Raw genomic sequence first — 22,963 nt, 5'->3', positions numbered from 1 at the left:
ACGCAGAGGGGGTCAGGCTGCGCTGGTGCTCGTCGACGACGAGGAGGACGAGCTGGTGGCCGACGACGAAGACGTCGTGGTCGAACCGCTGCTTGAGGAGGAGTCCGAGGAGCCGGAGGTCGACGGCGAGTCCGACTTGGCGCTGACCGAGCTCTTGCCGGTGGAGCGGCTGTCGTTCCGGTAGAAGCCGGAGCCCTTGAAGACGACACCGACAGCGTTGAAGACCTTGCGCAGAGTGCCCTGACAGGCAGGGCAGACGGTCAGAGCGTCGTCGGTGAAGCTCTGCCGCACCTCGAGGGCCTCGCCGCAGTCGGTGCACTGGTACTGATACGTCGGCACGGTTTGGGTTCCCTTCAGGCCGCTGGCACTCCTACCACTCGACTGCTAATAATGCGCCAGCGACCCGAAATATTCCAAGTCGGTCCCGCGAGCCGGTCGCTGAGCGCGCGGGATACCCCAACTCTGCGTTCATGTCCAGCGAGCGCAGAGCTACGCAAAGTTGTGAGGGACCCCATTTGGGGCGGGCGGCGGCATTCTCTACGGTTGGTGCGTGCGTCGCCTGCTTCGAGTCGTCATCATCAGCGGAATCGCCCTCGCCACGGTCCTCCTGGTGGTGGCGGGGACGGTTGTCTTTGTTGTCCGCCATTCCTTCCCGACGTACGACGGAACGATCGAGCTGACCGGCCTCGACGCCGATGTCGAGGTGGTCCGCGACGCGAACGGCATTCCGCAGATCTACGGCGACAGCCCGGCCGATCTGTTCGCCGCGCAGGGCTACGTGGCCGCGCAGGACCGGTTCTTCGAAATGGATTTCCGCCGGCACGTCACCGCCGGCCGGCTGTCGGAGCTGTTCGGCAAGGACGCGCTGGAGACGGACAAGTTCGTCCGTACGCTTGGCTGGCGCCGGGTCGCGGAGAAGGAACTGGGGCTGCTGAACCCCTCCACCCGCCAGTACCTCGACGACTACGCCCGCGGCGTGAACGCGTACCTGGAGACGCATAGCGGGTCCGGCCTCAGCCTGGAGTACGCCGTACTGTCGCTGCAGCCCGGCGGCCGGAGCTACCGTCCGGAGCCGTGGACCGCGGCCGACTCGCTGGCCTGGCTGAAGGCGATGGCGTGGGACCTCGGCGGCAACATGGACGAGGAACTCGCCCGCACCAAGCTGCTGGCGACGATGCCCGCCAGCCGCATCGACAGCCTCTACCCGCCGTACCCGTACGACCGGAACGCGTCGATCCTGTCCAGCGGCACGGTCAGCAGCGACGGCAAGTTCACCACCTCGTCGGTCGCGAGCGAAGCCCGTCGCGGCATGCTCACGAAGGACCTGCTGAAGTCACTCGACACCGTCGACAAGGTGGCGAAGGGCCTGCCCCAGCTGCTCGGCCGCGGCGACGGCGTCGGCTCGAACTCGTGGGTCGTGTCCGGCGAGCACACCACCACCGGCAAGCCGATGCTCGCGAACGACCCACACCTCGGCGCGACCATGCCGGGCGTCTGGACCCAGGTCGGCCTGCACTGCAACACCTTCAGCAAGAAGTGCCCGTACGACGTCTCCGGCTTCAGCTTCGCCGGGCTGCCTGGTGTGGTGATCGGCCACAACAACAAGGTCTCCTGGGGTTTCACCAACCTCGACCCGGACGTCACCGACCTGTACCTCGAGCGCGTCAACGGCGACAAGGTCCTCTACGCCGGCAAGTGGACCGAGATGGCGACGCGCGAGGAGACGTTCAAGATCGCCGGCCAGGACGAGCCGGAGAAGATCACCGTCCGGGAGACCCGGCACGGACCGCTCATCTCCGACGTCGGCGAGGACGAGCGCGACGCCGGTGAGATCGCCGCCAAACGGGCCAAGTCCCCACGGGCGTACGGCATCGCGATCCAGTGGACCGCGCTCAACCCGGGCCGCACCGCCGACGCCCTGTTCGCGATCAACCGGGCCCAGGACTGGACCGCCTTCCGCGCTGCCGCGAAGCAGTTCCAGGTCCCCTCGCAGAACCTCGTGTACGCCGACACCGACGGCCACATCGGTTACCAGGCACCCGGGCTGATCCCGATCCGGAAGACCGGCAAGGGCGACTGGCCGGTGCCGGGCTGGGACCCGCGGTACCACTGGACCGGCTACATCCCGTTCGACTCGTTACCGAGCGAGTACGACCCGCCGGACGGGATCATCGTGACCGCGAACCAAGCCGTGGTGCCGCGGACGTACCCCTACTACCTGACCAACGACTGGGACTACGGCTACCGCTCCCAGGAGATCCTGGACCGGATCAAGTCCGCCGGGAAGCTGGACGCCAACGCGATGGCCTCGATCCAGTTGGACACCAAGAACCGGGCGGCGGAGATGCTGGTGCCGTACCTGCTCCGGATCGGCATCGAGGACGACTTCGACAAGCAGGGCCAGGACACACTGCGGAACTGGGACTTCACCCAGCCGGCCGACTCCGCTCCGGCGGCGTACTTCAATGTCGTCTGGCGCAACCTGCTCGCTCTCACCTTCCACGACCAGATGCCCGAGGGCACCTGGCCGGACGGTGGGTCACGGTGGATCGAGGTGATGCACAACCTGCTCGCCGAGCCGAACAGCATCTGGTGGGACAACACCGGTACGGGGCAGCGGGAGAGCCGCGACGACATCCTGCGCGAGGCGATGATCGACGCGCGGCAGGAGATCACCCAGAAGATGGCGCGCGACCCGGCCAACTGGCAGTGGGGCAAGCTGCACAAGCTCACGCTGACCAACCAGACGCTGGGCACGTCGGGCATCGGTGTGGTGGAGAAGCTGTTCAACCGTGGCCCGTACGAGCTGGGCGGAGGCTCGTCCATCGTCAACGCAACCGCCTGGGACGCGTCCAAGGGCTACGCCGTGACCGCTACGCCGTCGATGCGGATGGTCGTCGACATGTCCGACTTCGACAAGTCCCGCTGGATCAACCTGACCGGTGTGTCCGGGCATACGTTCACGTCGAACTACACCGACCAAACCGACCTGTGGGTGAAGGGCCAGACGCTGCAGTGGGCCTACACAAAGGGCGCCGTCGAGGCCACCCGCGAGCACTCACTGACCTTCACGGCCAAACCTGAGGGTTAGCTCAGTCCGCCCGCAAAGACAGCACTGCGCCACTGAACTGCCAGAACGTCATGGAGAAGCCGTCCCGCTGCACCGGCCTGCGCGGCACCAGCGGGCTTGGCGGGACTACTGGCTTGCCCTGCTCTGCCAGTCACGCTGTCACGTCCAGCTCGTGCTATTGCCGCGTCCCGGTGGCCGTGAGGTCCCGGAGCGGTTCCAGCGTTCTCACTCATCCAGCGATTTTCTCAGCACGATTAACTGATTTGGGGTGAGCGCCGCGTCGACCGGATGGTCGTGGTCGTCGGCCGGGAGAGCATCCACCACTTCGTCGTCGTACACCGCGGCCCAGATCGGCGTACCGGGCTTCACTCGGGCCAGTGCGCGGTCGTACGAGCCGCCACCGCGTCCGAGGCGTACACCGTCACGGGAGACCGCTACCGCCGGGCAGATGACCAGGTCGGCGGTGGCTATGGCGTCAGGACCCAGGTCGACGGGCGGTTCGGACAGCCCTAGCCGACCGGGCACCAGGTCGGCCGCTCCTGGCGCTACTCCCCAGCCGAGGTCGTTGTCGGCGTACAGGATCGGCAGCAGCACCTCACAGCCCCTGGCCAGCAGCCAGTCGATCAGCGAGCCGGTCTTCGGCTCCAGGCCCTTCGACACGAACAGCGCGATCCGCCGGGCCGCCAGCACCCTGGGTTGCGTCTGAGCGGTTGCCAGCAGGTCCTCGGCATACGGGTGCGCCGTACGGGCACTGAGCAGGTAGCGCCGGGCCGCGGCCTTCGACGGGAACACACCCTGATCGTAGAGGCGTGACCTGGTTAACACCTGAGCTACCACCTGTCCCCTAGGGTTGGCGCATGAGTGAGGAAGGGCTTCGACAAGCGCAGGAGAAGATGCGCGCGGCCGGCGCTGCCGACGTCGCGATCCGTGTCTTCACGCACTACTACCGGCTGCTCGAGTCGGGCCAGCAGGGCACGATCCGCGAGGACGACATCGAGCCGGTGGGCGACCTGCCACACCTTGACCACCTGCCGACCGATCCGGCCGCGCTGCGCGCCGCGTTGGCCGAGACCGTGGTGATCAAGCTGAACGGCGGCCTGGGTACGTCGATGGGCGTGACCGGCCCGAAGTCCGCCCTGCCGGTCAAGGACGGCCTGAGCTTCCTCGACATCATCGCCCGCCAGATTCTCAGCACTCGCCGGCAGTACGACGTATCGCTGCCGCTAGTGCTGATGAACTCCTTCCGCACCAGGGAGGAGTCGCTCGAGATCCTGAGCGGGTATCCGGACCTCCCGGTGGACGGTCTGCCGCTCGACTTCCTGCAGAACATGGAGCCGAAGCTGCTGGCCGACGACCTGACGCCGGCCGAGTGGCCGCCGGATCCGGAGCTGGCCTGGTGCCCGCCGGGGCACGGCGACCTGTTCACCGCGCTGGTTGCCTCCGGCACGCTCGACGCGCTGCGGGAACGCGGTTTCCGGCATGCGTTCATCTCCAACGCGGACAACCTCGGCGCGACGCCGGATCCGCGGATCGCCGCCTGGATGGCGGAGCACGACGTACCGTTCGGGATGGAGGTCTGCCGGCGGACCCGGTCCGACCGCAAGGGCGGGCACGTGGCGGTGCGGAAGTCCGACGGCCGGCTGATCCTGCGGGACAGCGCGCAGGTCGCGGACGAGGACAGCAAGCACTTCCAGGACATCACCCGGCACAAGACCTTCAACACCAACAACCTGTGGATCGACCTGGTCCGGCTGGCCGAGCTGATGGACGGGCACGACGGGATCCTCGGGCTGCCGATCATCGTGAACCGCAAGACCGTCGACCCGGCCGACTCCAGCTCGCCGAAGGTGATCCAGCTGGAGACTGGGATGGGTACGGCGATCGAGACGTTCGAGGGGTCGCAGGCGGTGCTGGTGGACCGCAGCCGGTTCAAGCCGGTGAAGACGACCAACGACCTGCTGGTGCTGCGCTCGGACGTATACCAGCTGAACGACGCCGGCGACCTGACCACCACGCACCAGGGCGACGAGCCATACGTCGACCTGGACCCGGCGTACTTCAGGATCCTGGCCGACTTCGAGGCGCGGTTCCCGGGCGGGGCGCCGTCGCTGGTCCGGGCGGACCGGCTCGAGGTGCGCGGTGATGTTGCCTTCGGCAAGGACGTGGTGGTGGTCGGGGACGTCGAGGTCGAGGCGCCGGAGGGTGAGCGGCACGAGGTCCCCGACGGGGCTGAGCTCGGCGGTTAGCGTCTTTCTGGGGGGATTGCATGGACGACTTGCTGATCCGGCCGATGGAGCCGTACGACACCGACGAGGCGGCGCGGGTCTGGTGGAAGGCGCGGCACGCCGACGGTGCGCTGCTGCCGCCGGCGATCCACACCTTCGCTGAGGTCGCGACCTGGTTCGCCGAGGTGCTGCTGCCGGATGCGCAGACCTGGGTCGCGCTCGACGACGACCGGATCGTCGCCGTACTCACGCTCGACGGTGACGACCTCGATCAGCTGTACGTCGACCCGGACTTCCACGGCCAGGGCGTCGGCTCGACCCTCGTCGACCTCGCCAAGGACCTCCGCCCCGGCGGCCTCGCTCTCTGGACCTTCCAGTCGAACGTCCGGGCCCAGGCCTTCTACCTCCACCACGGCTTCACCGAGGTACGCCGTACGTCCGGCACCGCCAACGAGGAGGGAGCACCCGACATCCGCCTCACCTGGGGCAACCACCCAGAGGCCCTCACCTAGCCGCCCTTGCTCGCGCGCGTGCAGGTTTCTCGCCGCCCGCTGGTACCAGGCTTGGATTCCCATCGACAGCAAAGCCGCTTGCTCCTCCGTGTGCCGCGGAGCCGCCGCGACTGAAGCCACGGTGCACGCCGGTCGGCAGAGCTCGCCCACTGTGGCGACTGTGTTGTCGATTCTGGGAACCAGGGCGTCGGAAATCGATATCCCACAGCACTCTCCCCACACTCGATGCGCGGCGCGATGCTGCTGTCGAGTCGTGGATTGGGGTTCATTTCGGCGCCGTTGGAGTGCCGGGCTTCACGAATGAGTGCGGACTCACGCTCTTGGGTGGGGAGTGGATTAGGGTCGGGCTCGTGAGACGAAGTGTGGATGAGCATCTAGAGGTCGTACTCGGCAGGGTGCGGGCGCTGCCGGCGTTCGACCAGCCGTTGATGGAGGCGGTGGGGCTGGTGCTCTGCGAGGACGTCGTCTCCGGGCTGAGCCTGCCCGGGTTCGACAACTCGGCGATGGACGGGTACGCGGTACAGGCCGGGGACCTGGCCGGGGCGTCGCAGGACAACCCGATCAGCCTGCCGGTGGTCGGCGAGATCGCGGCCGGCCGGGTGGAGCCGATCGTGGTGACGCCGGGGACCTGTGTGCGGATCATGACCGGCGCGCCGATGCCGCGCGGCGCGGACAGCGTCGTACCGGTGGAGTGGACCGACGGCGGCACGGCGAACGTCCGTATCTCTCAGCAGCCGCCCCTGGGAGCATCGGTACGGCGAGCCGGTGAGGACGTGCAGGCGGGGGAGAAGGTGCTCGACCGGGACACGGTGCTCGGTCCACGGCAGATCGCCGTACTCGCGGCTGTCGGTCGTGCGCGGGTGTCGGCTCGGCCACGGCCGCGGGTGGTCGTGGTGTCGACCGGTGCGGAGTTGCGGGAGCCGGGGAGCCGGCTGGGCGAGGGGCAGATCTACGACTCCAACAGCTACACGCTGGCCGCTGCCGCCCGTGAGGCCGGTGCGGTGGTGTACCGCGTGGGCATCGTCGACGACGACCCGAAGCGGATCATGGACACGCTGTCCGACCAGCTTGTCCGCGCTGACCTGGTGATCACCACTGGTGGGGTGAGCAAGGGCGCGTACGACGTGGTCAAGGAAGTGCTGACCAAGCTCGGGACGGTCGACTTCCCGGAGGTCTCCATGCAGCCGGGTAAGCCGCAGGGGTTCGGCGTGCTGGGTGAGGATGAGGTGCCGATCTTCACGCTGCCGGGGAACCCGGTGTCGGCGTACGTGTCGTTCGAGGTGTTCGTCCGGCCGGCGCTGCGCAAGTTGATGGGGCAGATGCCGTATCAGCGGCAGGCCGTGCAGGGTGTCTCGCTGGATGGGTTCAAGTCGCCGGCTGGGAAGCGGCAGTTTGTCCGCGCAGCGGCGAGCTCCAGCGACGAGGGCTGGATGGCCAGTACAGTCGGCGGGCACGGCTCACACCTGCTCGGCGGGCTGAGCCGCTCGAACGCGCTGATCGTGGTGCCTGAGGACGTGACGACGGTCCGGGCCGGCGACCAGGTGGAGCTCTTGCTGCTGGACGAGGAGACCGGATGACGGAGGCCCAGAACCCCGGCCCCGCCGAGGCAGGCACATCACTCGGCAAACCAGCCGACGCATCCCGCGGCACGGCCGACACCGGCAGCTCGGCGGGTGGCGGTGGTTTGACGCATGTGGATGAGACGGGGGCGGCGCGGATGGTCGACGTGTCGGCGAAGGAGGCCGGCGCGCGGCGAGCTGTTGCCAGTGGCAAGGTTTTTGTGTCGGCCGAGGTGGTGGCCGCGTTGCGTGGCGACGGGGTGCCGAAGGGGGACGCGCTCGGCGTCGCCCGGATCGCCGGCATCATGGGCGCCAAGCGCACCCCCGACCTGGTTCCCCTCTGCCACCCGATCGCCATCACCGGCGCGAAGGTCGACCTCGAGGTCGCCGACGACGCCGTACTCATCCAGGCTCAGGTGAAGACCACCGACCGCACCGGCGTGGAGATGGAAGCCCTCACCGCCGTGGCAGTCGCCGGGCTCGCCGTGATCGACATGGTCAAAGCGATCGACCCAGCCGCCGTACTCTCCGACGTACGGGTGGAGCTCAAAGAGGGCGGCAAGACCGGTCACTGGGAGCGCCCGTGAAAGCCCTCGTCGTCAGCGTCTCCAACCGCGCGGCCGCCGGCGTCTACACCGACACCACCGGACCATTGATCGCCGAACGCCTCACCCAGTGGGGCTTCGAGGTCGACGGCCCACAGGTCGTGCCGGACGGGTCTCCGGTTGGCGATGCGTTGTGGGCCGCCGTCGAGGCGTCGTACGACGTGGTCCTGACGACCGGCGGCACTGGCATCTCGCCAACCGACGAGACGCCCGAGGAAACCGAGAACCTGCTCGACAGGGTCGTGCCAGGCATCGCCGAGGCCATCCGTGCATACGGCATCGCCAACGGCGTACCGACGGCTGCTCTGTCGCGCGGACTCGCCGGAGTCGCGCGGAAAACGTTGATAGTCAACCTGCCCGGTTCACGTGGTGGTGTGAAGGACGGGCTCGCCGTGCTGGAACCGATCCTGCGGCATGCGGTTGAGCAGATCCGCGGCGGTGACCATGTCAGGACGGATGCCGACTGATGGCGATCGTCCAATGGCCCGTGGAACTCCAGCACGGGCAGGTCGCGCTCAGGCCGTTGCGCGCGGGTGACGGCGCTGAGTGGGCGGCCGCGCGCCAGCGCAACGTGAGTTGGCTGCGCCCTTGGGACGCGACGCAACCACCCGGCGCGGAGGACGGCGCTCGCACGTTCCGCGCGATGGCTCGCGACTGGAACCGGCAGGCGCGGTACGGCCGGATGCTGCCGTTCGTCATCACGTACGGCGGTGCCGCCGGCGCCGGATCACGGTCGAAGTGGCCACTGGTCGGGCAGTTGACTGTCTCCGGAATCACCTACGGATCGGCGCGCTGGGCGAACCTCGGCTACTGGGTCGACGAGCAGTACGCCGGTCGCGGCATCGTGCCGACGGCGGTCGCGCTGGCCGCTGATCATTGCTGGTTCACCCTCGGGCTGCATCGCATTGAGGTCGCGATTCGCCCCGAGAACAAGGCGAGTCTGCGGGTGGTGGAGAAGCTCGGGTTCCGGTACGAAGGCGACCGGCCGCGGTTCCTGCACATCGACGGCGACTGGCGCGATCACCGCATCTTCGCGCTCAACGTCGAAGAGGTCGGACCCGGTCTCGTAGCGCGACTGCCTTGATCACGCAGCGTCGCTATTCACATCAGTCACACGAGTCTTATTGCGACACACCGTCCGACGTACCTCAGTTGGCCCTCGCTGGGTCTTAGCGTCGTCGCATGGGGACGACAGGGCTGATCTATGTGGCGATCGTCGCCGCGTGGGCCGCCTACCTCGTCCCGATGCTGCTGAAGCGCAACGACGAGGCCAGCCGGCGCCGCTCGGCGGAGAAGTATTCGTCTGAGCACGCGCGCGTGCTGTCGCGCGATCCGTCGCGGCCGCGCTACGTCGTACGTCCGGCGGGTGCTGCGGACGACCGGGTGGCGACCGACGACCTGCCGCCGCCGAAGCGGTACGTCCCGAACCGAGCCCGCCGGGTGGCCGCCATGCGCCGCCGGCGGGTGCTGTCGATCCTGACCCTTTCGCTGTTGTCGGTGACCGCGCTGGCCGGCCTCGGGATCCTGCTGTGGTGGACGGTGTCGATCCCGGCCGGGCTGATCGTCGCGTTCGTCGTACTCACGCGGGTGCAGCTCCGGCGGCAGGCCCGCGAGCGTGCGGTCGAAGCCGCCGAGCGGCGAGCGCGTGCGCAGGCCCGGCACGACCGCGGCCCGGCTGGGAAGCCCGCTGCGTCTCCGTCTCCGGACGACGAGATGACGATCGAGGTCAAGTTGCCCGCCGCGCCTGCGCCGGTCGAGAAGCCGGCCGCGTCCGAGGGACTGTGGGACCCGGTGCCGGTGACGCTGCCGACGTACGTCATGAAGGAGAAGGCCCCGGACCGCACCGTCCGCACCATCTCCCTGTCCGACGACGAGGTCTTCTCCAGCGCCCGTACGACGGACCCCGCCGAGAAGCTTGTCGTCGAAACGCCCGCCGAGACCGCGGTCGAACCCGAGGTCAAGCGCGCCGTCGGCGACTGAAACTCGCTCGACAACCTCAGTTTTAACCGGCGACCATAGCCGTGTTAGAGTTTCGCGGTCGCCAGGGAAACCAGACGACCAGCTCGGGGCTGTGGCGCAGTTGGTAGCGCGCTTCGTTCGCAACGAAGAGGCCAGGGGTTCGAATCCCCTCAGCTCCACTGAATCGAAGGCCGGTCCGATGGACCGGCCTTCGTGCGTGTACTGGGGAAGCCCTAGGCCCGGCTGCGCGCGCTCCTCCGCCGCGTGCAAACGGCTCAGGTTGAGGAGCTTGTCGCACCCGAGATCTGCGAACGCTCTCGAGAGGCACCCAGCATTGTTTCGACCTCCTCGACTCCGTTCCCTCATATGAGCGTCCGCGCGACCTTCTCGACGTGCACCGCCCAGCTGATGGGGACTCGCGGCTGCGACCGGCGCAGCGGCGGCGGCATCCCGCTCCCATCCCGGTTCTCCAACCCGCCACGAAGGCGAGAGGCGAGGTGTGTCCGCGGAAAGCGCGGACCGCACCGCGTCGCTTTCGTCGTGTTGTGTGCCTTCGCTTCTCTCGGCGCGAGAGGGGGCTCCGCCTCCCGCACCCTCGCGGCCTCTCTGCGCTTGCCGGTTGTGGTTGATCGCCGCATGGGGGTGCGCTGTCGCTTGGCTCGGCGGAGTTACGGCGTACCGCAAGACGCTCTGGAGGGGCGGGGCGGCCAAGTGCGCCCATCCACACCCCGGGATCTCAAGTTGTCTCGGTGAGGCGGGACGTGTCATGATTGCGGCCTAGCTCCCCACCGTCCTCCGGGACTGGTGGGGTTTTTCTTTCTCTGGGGGCGATCGAACCGGATGTCTGATCTGCGTGCCGTCGTTGTTGTCGACTACCAGAACGTGCACCTGACCGGTCATCAACGCTTCGACAAGACCAAGTACGGTCCGAAGCATGAAGCACTCGTAGATCCCCTGTTCTTCGCCCAACAGTTACTGCAGGTGCGCAACGCACGGCAGCGCCCGGGGCATCCTCGCGCTGTCCTCCGGCAAGTGGATGTGTACCGCGGCGAGCCCAGCCCGGATCATGAGCCGAAGGCCTACGCCCGGAACCAGGCGCAGAAAGCGCACTGGGAACGTGACAAGCGTGTCACCGTGACTCTCCGACCACTGAAGTACCGATACCAGTACGACGGCGACGGAAAGGCGCTCCGTGATCCAGGCACGGGGATCAAGATCCCCGCCGGGCCGCCGTCGGAGAAGGGTGTCGACGTGCTGTGTGCACTCGCGCTGGTGAGGCACGCACTGCGCGAGGACGTCGATCTGGTGATCCTTGCGTCGCTGGACAGTGACCTGGTGCCAGCGGTCGACGAGGTGTTGTCGCTGGGAACGGCGAAGGTCGAGACCTTCTCCTGGTATGCGCCCGCGGACAACGCCTACGAGCTCCGGCCCAGCGATCGCTCGGCGCGGATCTGGAATACCCGGCTGACTGAAACGAACTTCCTGAAGTGCGTGGACCGCAACAACTACAGCTGAGGGTCGCCGAGGCCTGGGCGTGACACCCACCCCTAATCTTGACTGATTCCAGAAAAGGGGGAAGACTGCGGGGTATGCCGACGGCCTTGGAGCTTCAGGGGATGTTGCGTGCGGCGGCTTTGCGGGTGACTCGGCCGCGGCTGGCGGTGCTGGGCGCCGTACATGCTCACCCGCATGCCGACACGGATTCGATTATTGGTGCCGTGCGCAACGATCTTCCGGAGGTTTCGCACCAGGCGGTGTACGACTCGTTGCATACGTTGACGGCGGCCGGGCTGGTGCGGCGGATCCAGCCGCTCGGGTCGGTGGCCAGGTACGAGTCACGGGTCGGGGACAACCATCACCATGTCGTCTGCCGGTCCTGTGGTGCCATCGCCGATGTCGATTGTGCGGTCGGCCATGCGCCGTGCCTGACCGCGTCGGACGACCACGGCTTCGTGATCGACGAGGCCGAGGTCATCTACTGGGGCCTGTGCTCCGACTGTTCCGCCGTACGCAGTTCATGACTTCCTTTGAATACGTCCAGTCCTGGAAGGAATCCGATGTCTGAGAACCACCCGCCAGTACCTGCTGAAGCGAGTGCCGAGAGCCGCGGTGAATGCCCTGTCGCGCACACCCGTGCGCCGCACCCGACCCAGGGTGGTGGCAACCGGGGCTGGTGGCCGGAGCGGCTGAACCTGAAGATCCTGGCCAAGAACCCGGCCGTCGCGAACCCGCTGGGCGAGGAGTTCGACTACGCCGCGGAGTTCAAGACCCTCGACCTGGCCGCGGTGAAGCAGGACATCGCCGAGGTGCTGACGAACTCGCAGGACTTGTGGCCGGCCGACTTCGGCAACTACGGCCCGTTCATGATCCGGATGGCGTGGCACAGCGCCGGCACCTACCGGATCAGCGACGGCCGCGGTGGCGCCGGTGCGGGCCAGCAGCGGTTCGCGCCGCTGAACAGCTGGCCGGACAACGGCAACCTGGACAAGGCCCGACGGCTGCTCTGGCCGGTCAAGAAGAAGTACGGCCAGAAGATCTCCTGGGCCGACCTGATGATCCTCACCGGCAACGTCGCGCTGGAGACGATGGGCTTCAAGACGTTCGGCTTCGCAGGCGGTCGCCCGGACGTGTGGGAGCCGGACGAGGACGTCTACTGGGGCCCGGAGACCACCTGGCTCGGCGACGAGCGCTACACCGGTGACCGTGACCTCGAGAGCCCGCTGGGTGCGGTCCAGATGGGCCTCATCTACGTGAACCCGGAAGGCCCGAACGGCAACCCGGACCCGCTGGCTGCGGCCCGCGACATCCGCGAGACCTTCGGCCGGATGGCGATGAACGACGAGGAGACCGTCGCCCTGATCGCCGGCGGCCACACCTTCGGCAAGACCCACGGCGCCGGCCCGGCCGACCACGTCGGGGTGGAGCCGGAGGGCGCGCCGATCGAGGCGCAGGGCCTCGGCTGGAAGAGCACCTTCGGCACCGGCAAGGGCGCCGACGCGATCACCAGCGGTCTCGAGGTCACCTGGACCACGACGCCGACCAAGTGGAGCAACGACTTCTTCGAGATCCTGTTCGGCTACGAGTGGGAGCTGACCCAGAGCCCGGCCGGCGCCAACCAGTGGGTGGCCAAGGACGCCGAGGACATCATCCCGAACGCGTACGACGGCCCGAAGAAGAAGCCGACGATGCTGACCACCGACCTGTCGCTGCGCTTCGACCCGATCTACGAGCAGATCTCGCGCCGGTTCAAGGACAACCCGGACCAGTTCGCGGACGCGTTCGCGCGGGCCTGGTTCAAGCTGACCCACCGCGACATGGGCCCGATCGCGCGCTATCTCGGCCCGGAGGTTCCGAGCGAGGTGCTGATCTGGCAGGACCCGCTGCCGGCGGTGGACCACGAGCTCGTCGGTGCCGACGACATCAACGCGCTCAAGGCGCAGATCGCAGCCTCGGGGCTGTCGGTGGCTCAGCTGGTCTCGGCCGCCTGGGCGTCGGCGTCGAGCTTCCGCGGGAGTGACAAGCGCGGTGGCGCCAACGGTGCCCGCATCCGCCTGCAGCCGCAGGTCAGCTGGGAGGTCAACAACCCCGCGGAGCTGGCCACGGTCCTGCGGACCCTCGAGGGCATCCAGGAGAGCTTCAACGCCAGCGGCAAGAAGATCTCGCTCGCCGACCTGATCGTGCTCGCCGGTGTTGTGGGTGTCGAGGTGGCCGCCAAGGCTGCTGGTCAGGACGTAGAGGTTCCCTTCACCCCTGGCCGTACGGACGCCACGCTCGAGCAGACCGATGTCGACTCGTTCGCCGCGCTCGAGCCGGTCGCGGACGGCTTCCGCAACTACTACGGCAAGGGCAACCGCCTCCCGGCCGAGTACCTGCTGCTCGACAAGGCGAACCTGCTCACCCTGAGCGCTCCCGAGCTGACCGTCCTCGTCGGCGGTCTGCGCGTGCTCGGCGCCAACTACGACGGTTCCAAGCTCGGTGTTCTCACCGAGACCCCGGGCGTGCTGACGAACGACTTCTTCGTCAACTTGCTCGACCTGGGCACGGAGTGGACGTCGACCGACGACAGCCAGGAGACCTTCGAAGCCACCGTCGGTGGTGAGGTCAAGTGGACCGGTACCCGCGCCGACCTGGTCTTCGGCTCGAACTCCGAGCTCCGCGCCCTGGCCGAGGTCTACGCCAGCGACGACGCCAAGGAGAAGTTCGTCAAGGACTTCGTCGCCGCCTGGACCAAGGTGATGGAGCTCGACCGCTTCGACCTGGTCTGATCCCAACCTCCCGAAGGCCGGCTCCCCAGCGGGAGCCGGCCTTCAGCGTAGGCGGTCGAGGCCCGGTCCAGGATCGCGCTCATCGGACGCCTCCCGTGGTCGTGCGTGGCACGATGGTGGTTCCAGCCGCCGGAGAGGGGCCATGCCATGCGCTTTCACCACGATCGGGAGCCTGCTGGAGATCTCACTTTCAGTGACGTGTTCCTGGTGCCGAATCGGTCCGGGGTCACCTCGAGGCTGGATGTGGACCTGTCCACCACGGACGGGAGCGGTACGTCGATTCCCGTCGTCGCGGCGAACATGACCGCGGTGTCCGGGCGGCGGATGGCGGAGACGATCGCCCGCTGTGGCGGCCTGGCGGTGATTCCGCAGGACATCCCCGTCGACGTGGTCGCCGAGGTGGTTGCCTGGATCAAGGAACGGGATCCGGTCCACGACACCGCGCTGGTGCTGCCGCCGACCGGGACCGTGGGCGAGGCACTGAACCTGCTGCCCAAGCGTGGTCACGGCGCGGTGGTCGTGGTCGACCACGGGCGCCCGGTCGGGGTGGTGACCGAGGCGGACTGCGCCGGAGTCGACCGGTTCACCCAGCTGAACGGGATCATGTCGCGCGAGTTGCTGACGCTGCCGGCCGGGATCGACCCCGAGCGGGCGTTCGACGAGCTGCACGGCGGCCGGCACCGGCTGGCGCCGGTGGTGGATGCCGACGGCCAGATCGTCGGCATCCTCACCCGGCAGCGAGCGCTCCGGGCGACCCTCTACGAACCGGCCCTGGACGCGAACGGCAAGCTCCGGGTCGCCGCGGCCATCGGGATCAACGGCGACGCCGAGCAGAAGGCGAAGGCGCTGCTCGATGTCGGCGTCGACGTACTGGTGATCGATACGGCTCACGGTCACCAAGAGCGGATGATTGAAGTCCTCAAACTTGTGCGGGGCCTAGAGCCGGGCGTGCCGATCGTGGCCGGGAATGTGGTCACCGCGGAAGGCGTCACCGACCTGGTCGCGGCCGGGGCCGACATCGTGAAGGTCGGCGTCGGGCCAGGCGCGATGTGTACGACGCGGATGCAGACGGCTGTCGGGCGGCCGCAGTTCTCCGCCGTACTGGAGTGTGCTGAGCGGGCGCGGCAGCTGGGCAAGCACGTATGGGCGGACGGCGGCGTACGGCATCCCAGGGATGTGGCGCTCGCGCTGGCAGCGGGGGCGTCCAGCGTGATGATCGGCTCGTGGTTCGCCGGCACGTACGAGTCGCCGGGTGATCCGCATCGGGACAGCGACGGCCGGATCTACAAGGAGAGCTTCGGGATGGCGTCGGCGCGCGCGGTTCGGTCCCGGACGGTCGAGGACACGCCGTTCCAGCGGGCCCGCAAGAGCTTCTTCGGCGAGGGCATCTCGACGGCACGGATGTACCTCGACCCGGAGCGCCCGAGCGTCGAGGACCTGCTCGACTCGATCGTCTCCGGTATACGCAGCTCCTGTACGTACGTCGGAGCGGCCACACTGGAGGAGTTCCACGACCGCGCCGTCGTCGGTATCCAGACCGCCGCCGGCTACGCCGAAGGGAAACCACTCGACACCAGCTGGTGATGGGTTTGGGGGACAAGATGCTGAGGGTCGACGCGGAGACCGCGATCATCCTGCGCGAGGCGTACTACAAGATCGAGACGCTCTACCGGGCCAGCCACTACGGCCTCTATGACTACGTACGCGCGGTCGCCGCGAAGATCGCACGCGTCGACACCTTCTACGTCGGCTTCCTGCACGGCTCCGACCGCGTCCGGTACCCGTACGGCTACGAGAGCGGCCAGTACGACGACCCCGCCAGCCACATCTACGGCCCGAACGGCCAGACGGCTTGGCTGCTGAATCACCGCCAGACCTACCGGTTCGCCTACGACAACGGTGCCGTGCTGCAGGCGGGCGTTCCGTGCGGCGACGTCGACCGGCGGTCGGAGGACGCGGTGACCGTGCCGATGTTCCGGCCTGGCCGCGGCGGTGCGCCCGATCAGCTCTTCGGCATGATGTCGATGCAGAGTTATGAGCCGAACAGCTACGACGACAACGCCGTACGAGCGTTTGAGTGGCTGGCGGGGACGACGGCCCGGGTGCTCACCCGGGAGGCCGAGGACAGGGAGGCGCTGCAGCTTCTGCCGGCCGGGGCCGAGTCGCCGAACGTGCTCACCTCGGACTCGGTGATGGAGTACCTGTCGGGCCGGATCGCCGTACTGCGGACGCTCGCGAATGAAGCCGTTCAGTCGACAGCCCCGGACGATCCGCTCAGGGACCTGCTCACGAAGCTCATCAAGGAGGCCGAACAGACGCAGTCCGAGCTGATCGAGATGATGCTCGACGCGGATGACGGGCCGGAGCACCGGTTCGCCCTGCTGACCCCGACCCAGCAGAGCGTCGCCCTGCTACTGGTCGAGGACGCCGGCAACACCCGGATCGCCGACGAACTGGGCATAACGGTGAACACGGTCAAGTCCCACCTCAGCACGATCCTCAGCAAGTACGGCCTGGCCAGCCGCAGTGAGGTGGCGGCCGACGTCCGCCGCTACCTGGCCCGCTGAGTCGGCGTAAACGACTTCATCGCTCTCATACCGGGGGTGAGGTTGAGGGGGCAACGATCTAATCCGGCGGGCGATTGCAGAGCGTGGTTGCTGATGGCACGGTTTAGTGAACGGGGTGGAGGGGAGGACGCCAGGACAGCGTCGGCGGGTCGCCGATCTCGCAGGGGGCGTGGGATCGAACGACACGGGGGGACTGACGGACAAGGCGTCCCATTCGTGGTCGCGGGTGGTGGTACGGAGTTCGACCGAGGCTTGGGAGGGCGACTCGGGAACTCGGACCCACCACCCGCGACTGCATTTCTGCCCCAGCCACGGATCTGCAGTATTCGTGTGCGCTGGGCCCGGTGTGGTGAGAGAGTCGGGGCGTGACGACCCGGCCGGCGGACACCGCGTCGCGGGAGCCCGTGTCCGGACCTCTCGAGATCGCGTGTGACGAGTCCGGGTACGAGGGCGAGAAGCTGGTCGGCGGCGTCACCGACGTATTCGCGCACGCGAGCGTGCGGATGGACGAGGAGACCGCCGCGGAGTGCATCGCCGAGCTCCGCCTCCGGATCCGCTCACCTGCGACCGTCTACAAGGCCAACCACCTCCAGCGGTCGAAGCACCGGCCGGTGCTGCTTTGGCTGCTCGGCCCGGACGGACCCTTGCTCGGCAACGCCCGGGTCCATCTGATCGACAAGACCTACTTCCTCGTCTCCAAACTCGTCAGCTCGCTCGGCGCCCGGCCCGAGCTGACCCAGTTCCTGTACGACGCATCTCGTCGTACGGCGGAAGCACAGGCCTTCATGGTTGCCGCCAACGACTACCTGCGCACCTCGGTCACCAGGGACCCATTGGCGCCGCCGCTGGATCCGTTGCTGCCGGCCATCATCCGGGCGGCGGAGTACTGGGGTGGCGACGGGCAACCGGTCGCGATCGCACACGACCGGCAGACAACGCTTTCCGCCGAGCGGATCGAGCGGTTGCGGCAGCTGGCACCGCTCGCCGGCATCCAGTTGGTCGACTCGTTCACCCACCGGCGGGTCCAGATGGCCGATTTCCTGGCCGGCGTGGCCCGCAAGCTTGCCTCGGAGCAGCTGAAAGGCACCGACGACACCGAGCTGACCGCCCTGCTCCGCCCGTACGTCGATCCGCGGTCGATCTGGACCGACAAAGCCAGCTGGGCCCGGATAACCCGCTAAGGCTTTGCATCTGTCCCTTCTCGGCGGCAGAGTGGAACGATCGAATCCGCACCGACGCACGGTTGGGGAGCCGCTGCGATGGAGGGACCCAAATCCGCTCCGCTCAGGGTTGATGCCGAGACCGCGATCATCCTGCGCGAGGCGTATCACAAGATCGAGGCGCTGTTCCGCGCCGACCACTACGGACTGTACGACTACGTCCGCATCGTGGCCGGCAAGGTCGCGCGCGTCGACACCTTCTTCGTGGGGTTCCTCCAGGGCACCAGCCGGGTCCGCTATCCCTACGGGTACGACGACGGCAAGTACGTCGACCCCGACACCCACATCTTCGGCCCGAACGGCCAGACGGCCTGGTTGCTCAAGCACCGGCAGACGTACCGCTACCCGTACGACGGCGGCGCGGCTCTGCATGCCGGCGTACCGATCGGTGACGTCGGGCGGAGGTCGGCGGACGCGGTGACCGTGCCGATCTTCCGGCCGGCAAAGGACGGGCCGGACCAGCTGTTCGGGATGCTGTCGATGCAGACCTATTCGCCGAACAGCTACGACGACAACGCCGTACGAGCGTTTGAATGGCTGTGCGGCGTGGTCGAGCGGGTGCTGACGCGCGAGGGTGAGGACCGGGAGGCGCTGCGGCGGCTGCCGGCCGGTGATATCGCGCCGAACACGCTCACCTCGGACCACGTGATGGAGTACCTGACGCATCGGGTGGCGTCGATCCGGGAGATGGCCGGTGAGGCGATGCGCGAGCCGGACGTGAGCGCCGCGGTGCAGAGTCATCTGACCCGGATCGTCGACGCGACCGAGCACATCCAGTCCGAGCTGATCGAGTTGCTGATGGAGGCGGACGAGGGCCCGGAGCGGCGCTACTCGAGCCTGACGAAGGCTCAGCAGGGCGTCGCGGTCCTGCTCGTCGACGGCCTCGACAACGACCAGCTGGCCGCCGAGCTCGGCATCAGCCTCAACACAGTGAAGACCCACCTGAGCGCGATCCTGCGCAAATACGGCATGGCCACCCGAGCCCAGGTCGCCGACGACGTCCGCAAATACCTGGCCCGCTGAAGCGCCCCGGTCACCCGGGGCGCTTCAGTCAAAGGTCAGAGCGACGCGAGGGTGTCGTTCCAGGTCTTCGACGGGCGCATGATGGCGGCCGACTTGGCCGGGTCGGGCCGGTAGTAGCCGCCGAGGTCGGCCGGGCTGCCCTGGACGGCGAGCAGCTCGTCGACGATGGTTTGCTCGTTCGCCGCGAGGGTCTCGGCGAGCTGCGCGAACTCCTTCGCCAGCTCGGCGTCGTCGGTCTGCTTGGCCAGCTCCTGCGCCCAGTACAGGGACAGGTAGAAGTGGCTGCCGCGGTTGTCGATCCCACCGACGCGACGGGTCGGCGACTTGTCCTCCTCGAGGAACGTCGCGGTGGCCCGGTCCAGGGTGTCGGCGAGGATCTGGGCACGCGCGTTGCCGGTCGCCTGGGCCAGGTGCTCGAAGCTCGCGGCCAGGGCGAAGAACTCACCCAGGCTGTCCCAACGCAGGTAGTTCTCCTTGATCAGCTGCTGCACGTGCTTCGGTGCCGAGCCGCCCGCACCGGTCTCGAACAGACCACCGCCGGCCATCAGCGGGACGATCGACAGCATCTTCGCGCTGGTGCCGAGCTCGAGGATCGGGAACAGGTCGGTCAGGTAGTCACGCAGCACGTTGCCGGTCACCGAGATGGTGTTCTCGCCGCGGCGGATCCGCTCCAGCGAGAACTTGATCGCCTCGACCGGCGCGAGGATGCGCAGGTCCAGGCCCTCGGTGTCGTGGTCGAACAGGTACTGCTGGACCTTGGTGATCAGGTTCGCGTCGTGGGCACGGGTCTCGTCCAGCCAGAACACCGCCGGGTCGCCGGTCGCCCGGGCCCGGTTGACGGCCAGCTTGACCCAGTCCTGGATCGGGGCGTCCTTGGTCTGGCAGGCACGGAAGATGTCACCGGCCGAGACGGCCTGCTCGAGTACGACGTTCCCGGCCGTGTCGACCAGCCGGACCGTACCGGTGGTCTGGATCTCGAAGGTCTTGTCGTGGCTGCCGTACTCCTCGGCCTTCTGCGCCATCAGGCCGACGTTCGGGACCGAGCCCATCGTGGCCGGGTCGAACGCGCCGTTCGCACGGCAGTCGTCGAGCACGACCTGGTAGATCCCGGCGTAGCTGCTGTCCGGCAGTACGGCGAGAGTGTCGTGCTCCTGGCCGTCCGGGCCCCACATGTGGCCGGAGGTGCGGATCATGGCCGGCATCGACGCGTCCACGATGACGTCGGACGGCACGTGCAGGTTGGTGATGCCCTTGTCGGAGTCGACCATCGCCAGCGCCGGTCCAGCGGCCAGCTCGGCGTCGAACGAGGCCTTGATCTCGGCCCCTTCCGGCAGCGCCGCGATGCCGTTGAGGATGCCGCCGAGTCCATCGTTCGGGGTCAGGCCCGCCTTGGCGAGCACGTCGCCGTACCGGGCGAAGGTCTCCGGGAAGAACGCGCGTACGACGTGACCGAAGACGATCGGGTCGGAGACCTTCATCATCGTCGCCTTCAGGTGGATCGAGAACAGCACGTCCTCGGCCTTCGCCCGGGCGACCTGAGCGGTGAGGAACTCGCGCAGCGCGGCGACGTGCATCACCGACGCGTCGACGACCTCACCGGCCAGCACCGGCACCGACTCGCGCAGCACGGTCGTGGTGCCGTCGTCGCCGGCCAGCTCGATCCGGATCGCTCCGTCGGCCTCGATCACGGCCGACTTCTCGGTCGAGCGGAAGTCGTCCTGACCCATGGTCGCGACGTTGGTCTTCGACTCGGCGGACCAGGCGCCCATCCGGTGCGGGTGCGCCTTCGCGTAGTTCTTCACCGAGGCGGGCGCGCGCCGGTCGGAGTTGCCCTCGCGCAGGACCGGGTTCACCGCGGAGCCCTTGACCTTGTCGTAGCGGGCCTGGATCTCCCGCTCCTCGTCGGTCTTCGGCTCGTCCGGGTAGTCCGGCAGCGCGTAGCCCTGGCTCTGTAGCTCGGCGACCGCCGCCTTGAGCTGCGGGATCGAGGCCGAGACGTTCGGCAGCTTGATGATGTTCGCCGCGGGCGTCTTGGCCAGCTCACCGAGCTCGGCCAGCGCGTCGGCGATCCGCTGGTCCTCCCGCAGGTGCTCCGGGAACAACGCCAGGATCCGGCCGGCGAGTGAGATGTCCCGGGTCTCCACCCTGACACCGGCCTGACCGGCGTACGCCTGGATCACGGGGAGGAGCGAGTACGTCGCCAGCGCCGGCGCCTCGTCGGTGTGGGTGTAGATGATCGTCGAGTCAGTCACAGCCCCACCCTAATGGGCGTTCCGGCCGCCTCGGCGCCCGCGTGGGCAGGCTCACGCTCCGTCAAGGTCGTCCGGGTGGGCGAGCTTGATGCCTGAAGCGGTGGTGACCGCGCTGGTGAAGGTCAGGGTGTCGATCGGGGACGAGGCCGCCACCGTGGCACCGGTCAGCGAGGTCAGGCCGCGGGTCGAGTCCCAGGTGCAGTCGACGAAGACCGCACCGGCGGCCTTGACCTGGGAGAACTCGGCGCCGGTCAGGTCGCAGCCGCGGAACACCGTGCCGGACAGGTCGGCGGAGACGAAGTCCGCGCTCTGCAACCGGCAGTCGCTGAACTCCACCTTCACGAACTTGGCGAACCGGAACGACGCGAAATCCAGCACGCTGTCGCGGATGGTCACATGCTGGAAGCTCGATCCAGGTACGGCGACACCGGTCAGCCGGGACGACGTGATCGCGAGCCGGGTCAGCGCGGCATCGGACCACCGGGCGTTCGCCACGTCGCACTGACTCAGCTCTGAGTCGACCACGATCAGCTTGTCCAGGTCCGAACCGCCCAGCTTGCAGCGGGTCAGCCGGCAGCCGCTCACCTCGACGTGCTCGGCCTCCACGTCGCTCAGGTCCACGTCCTCCAGCGCAAGATCGAGGAGCCGCGCCTCGTCCTCGACCTCCTCCGGCGTGAGTGAGGCCGACTCGAGCTGGGCACGCAATCGTGGTGCGGCGATCTTCATGCAGCCGACCGTAACGAAGGCCACCGACAGTTCAGGTGCTGCGGAGATAGTGGGCGGCGGCGCCGATCAGGGCCGAGTGCTCGGTGTCCTGCGTTGCCTCGACGTCGAAGGCGAAGACCTCCCGGACGACGTCGAACGCGCCGGAGATCGACCCACCCAGCACTACCTTGGTCACGCCAAACCGCTCCAGCCACGGCGTCAGCGCAGCGGCCAGTACGCCGAACGCCGTGAGCAGCACGTCACGCGCCACGACCTCACCCGCCCGGGCCCGTTCGGTCACCTCCTTGACTCCGATGTCCAGCTCCTCCTTGCCGGTCCAGGCGAAGTACGCGCGCAGGATCGCCCGAGCGGAGATGCTGTCCTCCAGCGGCCAGCTGTCGTAGAACGTCCGATACAACTCACCGCCGGGCGGGACGGTGTCGCCGTCGCGGACCACCAGTCCGTCGGCGAGGAACGCCGTACCGATGCCGGTTCCGATGGTGACGCCGGCGCAGCGCTCCAGCCCGCGCACCTCGCCCGCGGTCCACTCGCCGACGGCGAACGCCTCCGCGTCGTTCATGAACAGGATCTGGTCGAGGTTCAGCAGGTCACGCAGGCTTTCACCGACGTTCTGTCCGTACAGGTTGTCGAACTTGCCTTGCCCGCGGTACCAGGCGACGCCGGTCGCGAAGTCGAACGGCCCAGGCAGCGCGACGGCCAGGCTGTTTGCCAACGGCAACTTCCGGGCCGCGGCGGCGAGCTGGCCGAGGACGACGTCGGCCGCCTGCTGCGACTCGAGCTTCGCCCGTTCCACCACAGTCACGCCCCAGCCGTCCGGCGACACCACCGCCGCCGTCACGTGGCTTCCCCCGATCTCCAGCACCGGCACATCCATGGCGGTCATGATGTCAGGACGTGGTGCCGACTGAGCGTTCCGGGACGCCGTACGGCGCTTCACTGCGGCGCATTAGGGTGGACGGGAACGAGATGGGGGAGCCGGT

20 protein-coding genes and 1 tRNA gene are annotated in these 22,963 nt (G+C 68.0%); 16 read left to right on the top strand and 5 right to left on the bottom strand.

What is annotated here, in order from left to right:
• Positions 1-12 precede the first annotated feature (12 nt).
• A complete protein-coding gene (locus EV646_RS13830; protein WP_132148372.1) occupies positions 13-339 on the bottom strand; it encodes an FmdB family zinc ribbon protein in 327 nt (108 codons plus the stop codon).
• Between the two features lie 211 nt (positions 340-550).
• Between EV646_RS13830 and EV646_RS13825 the strand changes: the two genes are divergently transcribed.
• Complete coding sequence (locus tag EV646_RS13825; protein ID WP_132148370.1) at positions 551-3,091, top strand: penicillin acylase family protein; 2,541 nt, start codon at positions 551-553, stop codon at positions 3,089-3,091.
• 204 nt (positions 3,092-3,295) lie between these two features.
• Here the strand turns inward: EV646_RS13825 and EV646_RS13815 are convergent, their stop codons facing one another.
• Complete coding sequence (locus EV646_RS13815; protein ID WP_132148368.1) at positions 3,296-3,862, bottom strand: 5-formyltetrahydrofolate cyclo-ligase; 567 nt, start codon at positions 3,860-3,862, stop codon at positions 3,296-3,298.
• A gap of 65 nt (positions 3,863-3,927) precedes the next feature.
• Here EV646_RS13815 and EV646_RS13810 point away from each other — a divergent pair, with 65 nt between their 5' ends.
• The 15 genes from EV646_RS13810 (at position 3,928) to EV646_RS13740 (ending at position 19,005) form a co-directional block, all read left to right on the top strand.
• Complete coding sequence (locus EV646_RS13810) at positions 3,928-5,316, top strand: UTP--glucose-1-phosphate uridylyltransferase (RefSeq protein WP_132148366.1); 1,389 nt, start codon at positions 3,928-3,930, stop codon at positions 5,314-5,316.
• 20 nt (positions 5,317-5,336) lie between these two features.
• Positions 5,337-5,807 carry a GNAT family N-acetyltransferase gene (locus EV646_RS13805; protein ID WP_132148365.1) on the top strand — a complete coding sequence of 157 codons (471 nt, stop codon included), beginning with the start codon at positions 5,337-5,339 and terminating at the stop codon, positions 5,805-5,807.
• Positions 5,808-6,157: 350 nt separating this feature from the next.
• The gene (gene glp / locus EV646_RS13800; RefSeq protein ID WP_132148363.1) at positions 6,158-7,384 is read left to right on the top strand and encodes a molybdotransferase-like divisome protein Glp; all 1,227 of its coding nucleotides are present in this window, start codon (positions 6,158-6,160) and stop codon (positions 7,382-7,384) included.
• Complete coding sequence (gene moaC / locus EV646_RS13795) at positions 7,381-7,953, top strand: cyclic pyranopterin monophosphate synthase MoaC (RefSeq protein WP_277875108.1); 573 nt, start codon at positions 7,381-7,383, stop codon at positions 7,951-7,953. Before glp ends, moaC begins: the two co-directional genes overlap by 4 nt.
• The gene (locus tag EV646_RS13790) at positions 7,950-8,438 is read left to right on the top strand and encodes a MogA/MoaB family molybdenum cofactor biosynthesis protein (RefSeq protein ID WP_132148361.1); all 489 of its coding nucleotides are present in this window, start codon (positions 7,950-7,952) and stop codon (positions 8,436-8,438) included. The genes moaC and EV646_RS13790 overlap by 4 nt, the downstream gene beginning before the upstream one ends.
• Complete coding sequence (locus tag EV646_RS13785) at positions 8,438-9,055, top strand: GNAT family N-acetyltransferase (RefSeq protein ID WP_132148359.1); 618 nt, start codon at positions 8,438-8,440, stop codon at positions 9,053-9,055. The genes EV646_RS13790 and EV646_RS13785 overlap by 1 nt, the downstream gene beginning before the upstream one ends.
• Before the next feature lie 98 nt (positions 9,056-9,153).
• Positions 9,154-9,951 carry a divisome protein SepX/GlpR gene (gene sepX / locus EV646_RS13780; RefSeq protein WP_132148357.1) on the top strand — a complete coding sequence of 266 codons (798 nt, stop codon included), beginning with the start codon at positions 9,154-9,156 and terminating at the stop codon, positions 9,949-9,951.
• Positions 9,952-10,036: 85 nt separating this feature from the next.
• A tRNA-Ala gene (locus tag EV646_RS13775) sits at positions 10,037-10,109 on the top strand.
• 661 nt (positions 10,110-10,770) lie between these two features.
• Entirely contained in the window at positions 10,771-11,445 is a 675-nt protein-coding gene (locus EV646_RS13770; RefSeq protein WP_132148355.1) for a PIN domain-containing protein, read from the top strand.
• Between the two features lie 74 nt (positions 11,446-11,519).
• Positions 11,520-11,951, top strand: a complete 432-nt coding sequence (locus EV646_RS13765; RefSeq protein ID WP_132148353.1) for a Fur family transcriptional regulator — start codon at positions 11,520-11,522, stop codon at positions 11,949-11,951.
• Positions 11,952-11,987: 36 nt separating this feature from the next.
• On the top strand, positions 11,988-14,195 hold the full coding sequence (gene katG / locus EV646_RS13760; RefSeq protein WP_132148351.1) for a catalase/peroxidase HPI: 2,208 nt from the start codon (positions 11,988-11,990) through the stop codon (positions 14,193-14,195).
• A gap of 147 nt (positions 14,196-14,342) precedes the next feature.
• Positions 14,343-15,779: a GuaB1 family IMP dehydrogenase-related protein gene (locus tag EV646_RS13755; protein ID WP_132148349.1), complete on the top strand. Its 1,437-nt coding sequence runs from the start codon at positions 14,343-14,345 to the stop codon at positions 15,777-15,779.
• On the top strand, positions 15,779-16,762 hold the full coding sequence (locus tag EV646_RS13750) for a LuxR C-terminal-related transcriptional regulator (RefSeq protein WP_132148347.1): 984 nt from the start codon (positions 15,779-15,781) through the stop codon (positions 16,760-16,762). The genes EV646_RS13755 and EV646_RS13750 overlap by 1 nt, the downstream gene beginning before the upstream one ends.
• Positions 16,763-17,127: 365 nt before the next feature.
• Entirely contained in the window at positions 17,128-17,943 is an 816-nt protein-coding gene (locus EV646_RS13745; protein WP_132148345.1) for an NAD-dependent protein deacetylase of SIR2 family, read from the top strand.
• A 78-nt stretch (positions 17,944-18,021) separates the two neighbouring features.
• Positions 18,022-19,005: a helix-turn-helix transcriptional regulator gene (locus tag EV646_RS13740; protein ID WP_132148343.1), complete on the top strand. Its 984-nt coding sequence runs from the start codon at positions 18,022-18,024 to the stop codon at positions 19,003-19,005.
• Between the two features lie 35 nt (positions 19,006-19,040).
• Here the strand turns inward: EV646_RS13740 and EV646_RS13735 are convergent, their stop codons facing one another.
• Genes EV646_RS13735 through EV646_RS13725 form a run of 3 tightly spaced genes read right to left on the bottom strand, consistent with a single transcriptional unit; the run spans position 19,041 to position 22,866 of the window.
• Complete coding sequence (locus EV646_RS13735) at positions 19,041-21,257, bottom strand: NADP-dependent isocitrate dehydrogenase (protein WP_132148341.1); 2,217 nt, start codon at positions 21,255-21,257, stop codon at positions 19,041-19,043.
• Positions 21,258-21,308: 51 nt separating this feature from the next.
• Complete coding sequence (locus EV646_RS13730) at positions 21,309-21,983, bottom strand: pentapeptide repeat-containing protein (protein ID WP_241995910.1); 675 nt, start codon at positions 21,981-21,983, stop codon at positions 21,309-21,311.
• A gap of 31 nt (positions 21,984-22,014) precedes the next feature.
• Entirely contained in the window at positions 22,015-22,866 is an 852-nt protein-coding gene (locus EV646_RS13725; RefSeq protein WP_132148339.1) for an ROK family protein, read from the bottom strand.
• Between the last annotated feature and the right edge of the window lie 97 nt (positions 22,867-22,963).

It is taken from the genome of Kribbella antiqua, assembly GCF_004345665.1.
Taxonomy (GTDB): domain Bacteria; phylum Actinomycetota; class Actinomycetes; order Propionibacteriales; family Kribbellaceae; genus Kribbella; species Kribbella antiqua.
The sequence above is the reverse complement of the archived record's forward strand: the minus strand, read 5'-3'. Positions and strand labels throughout refer to the sequence as shown.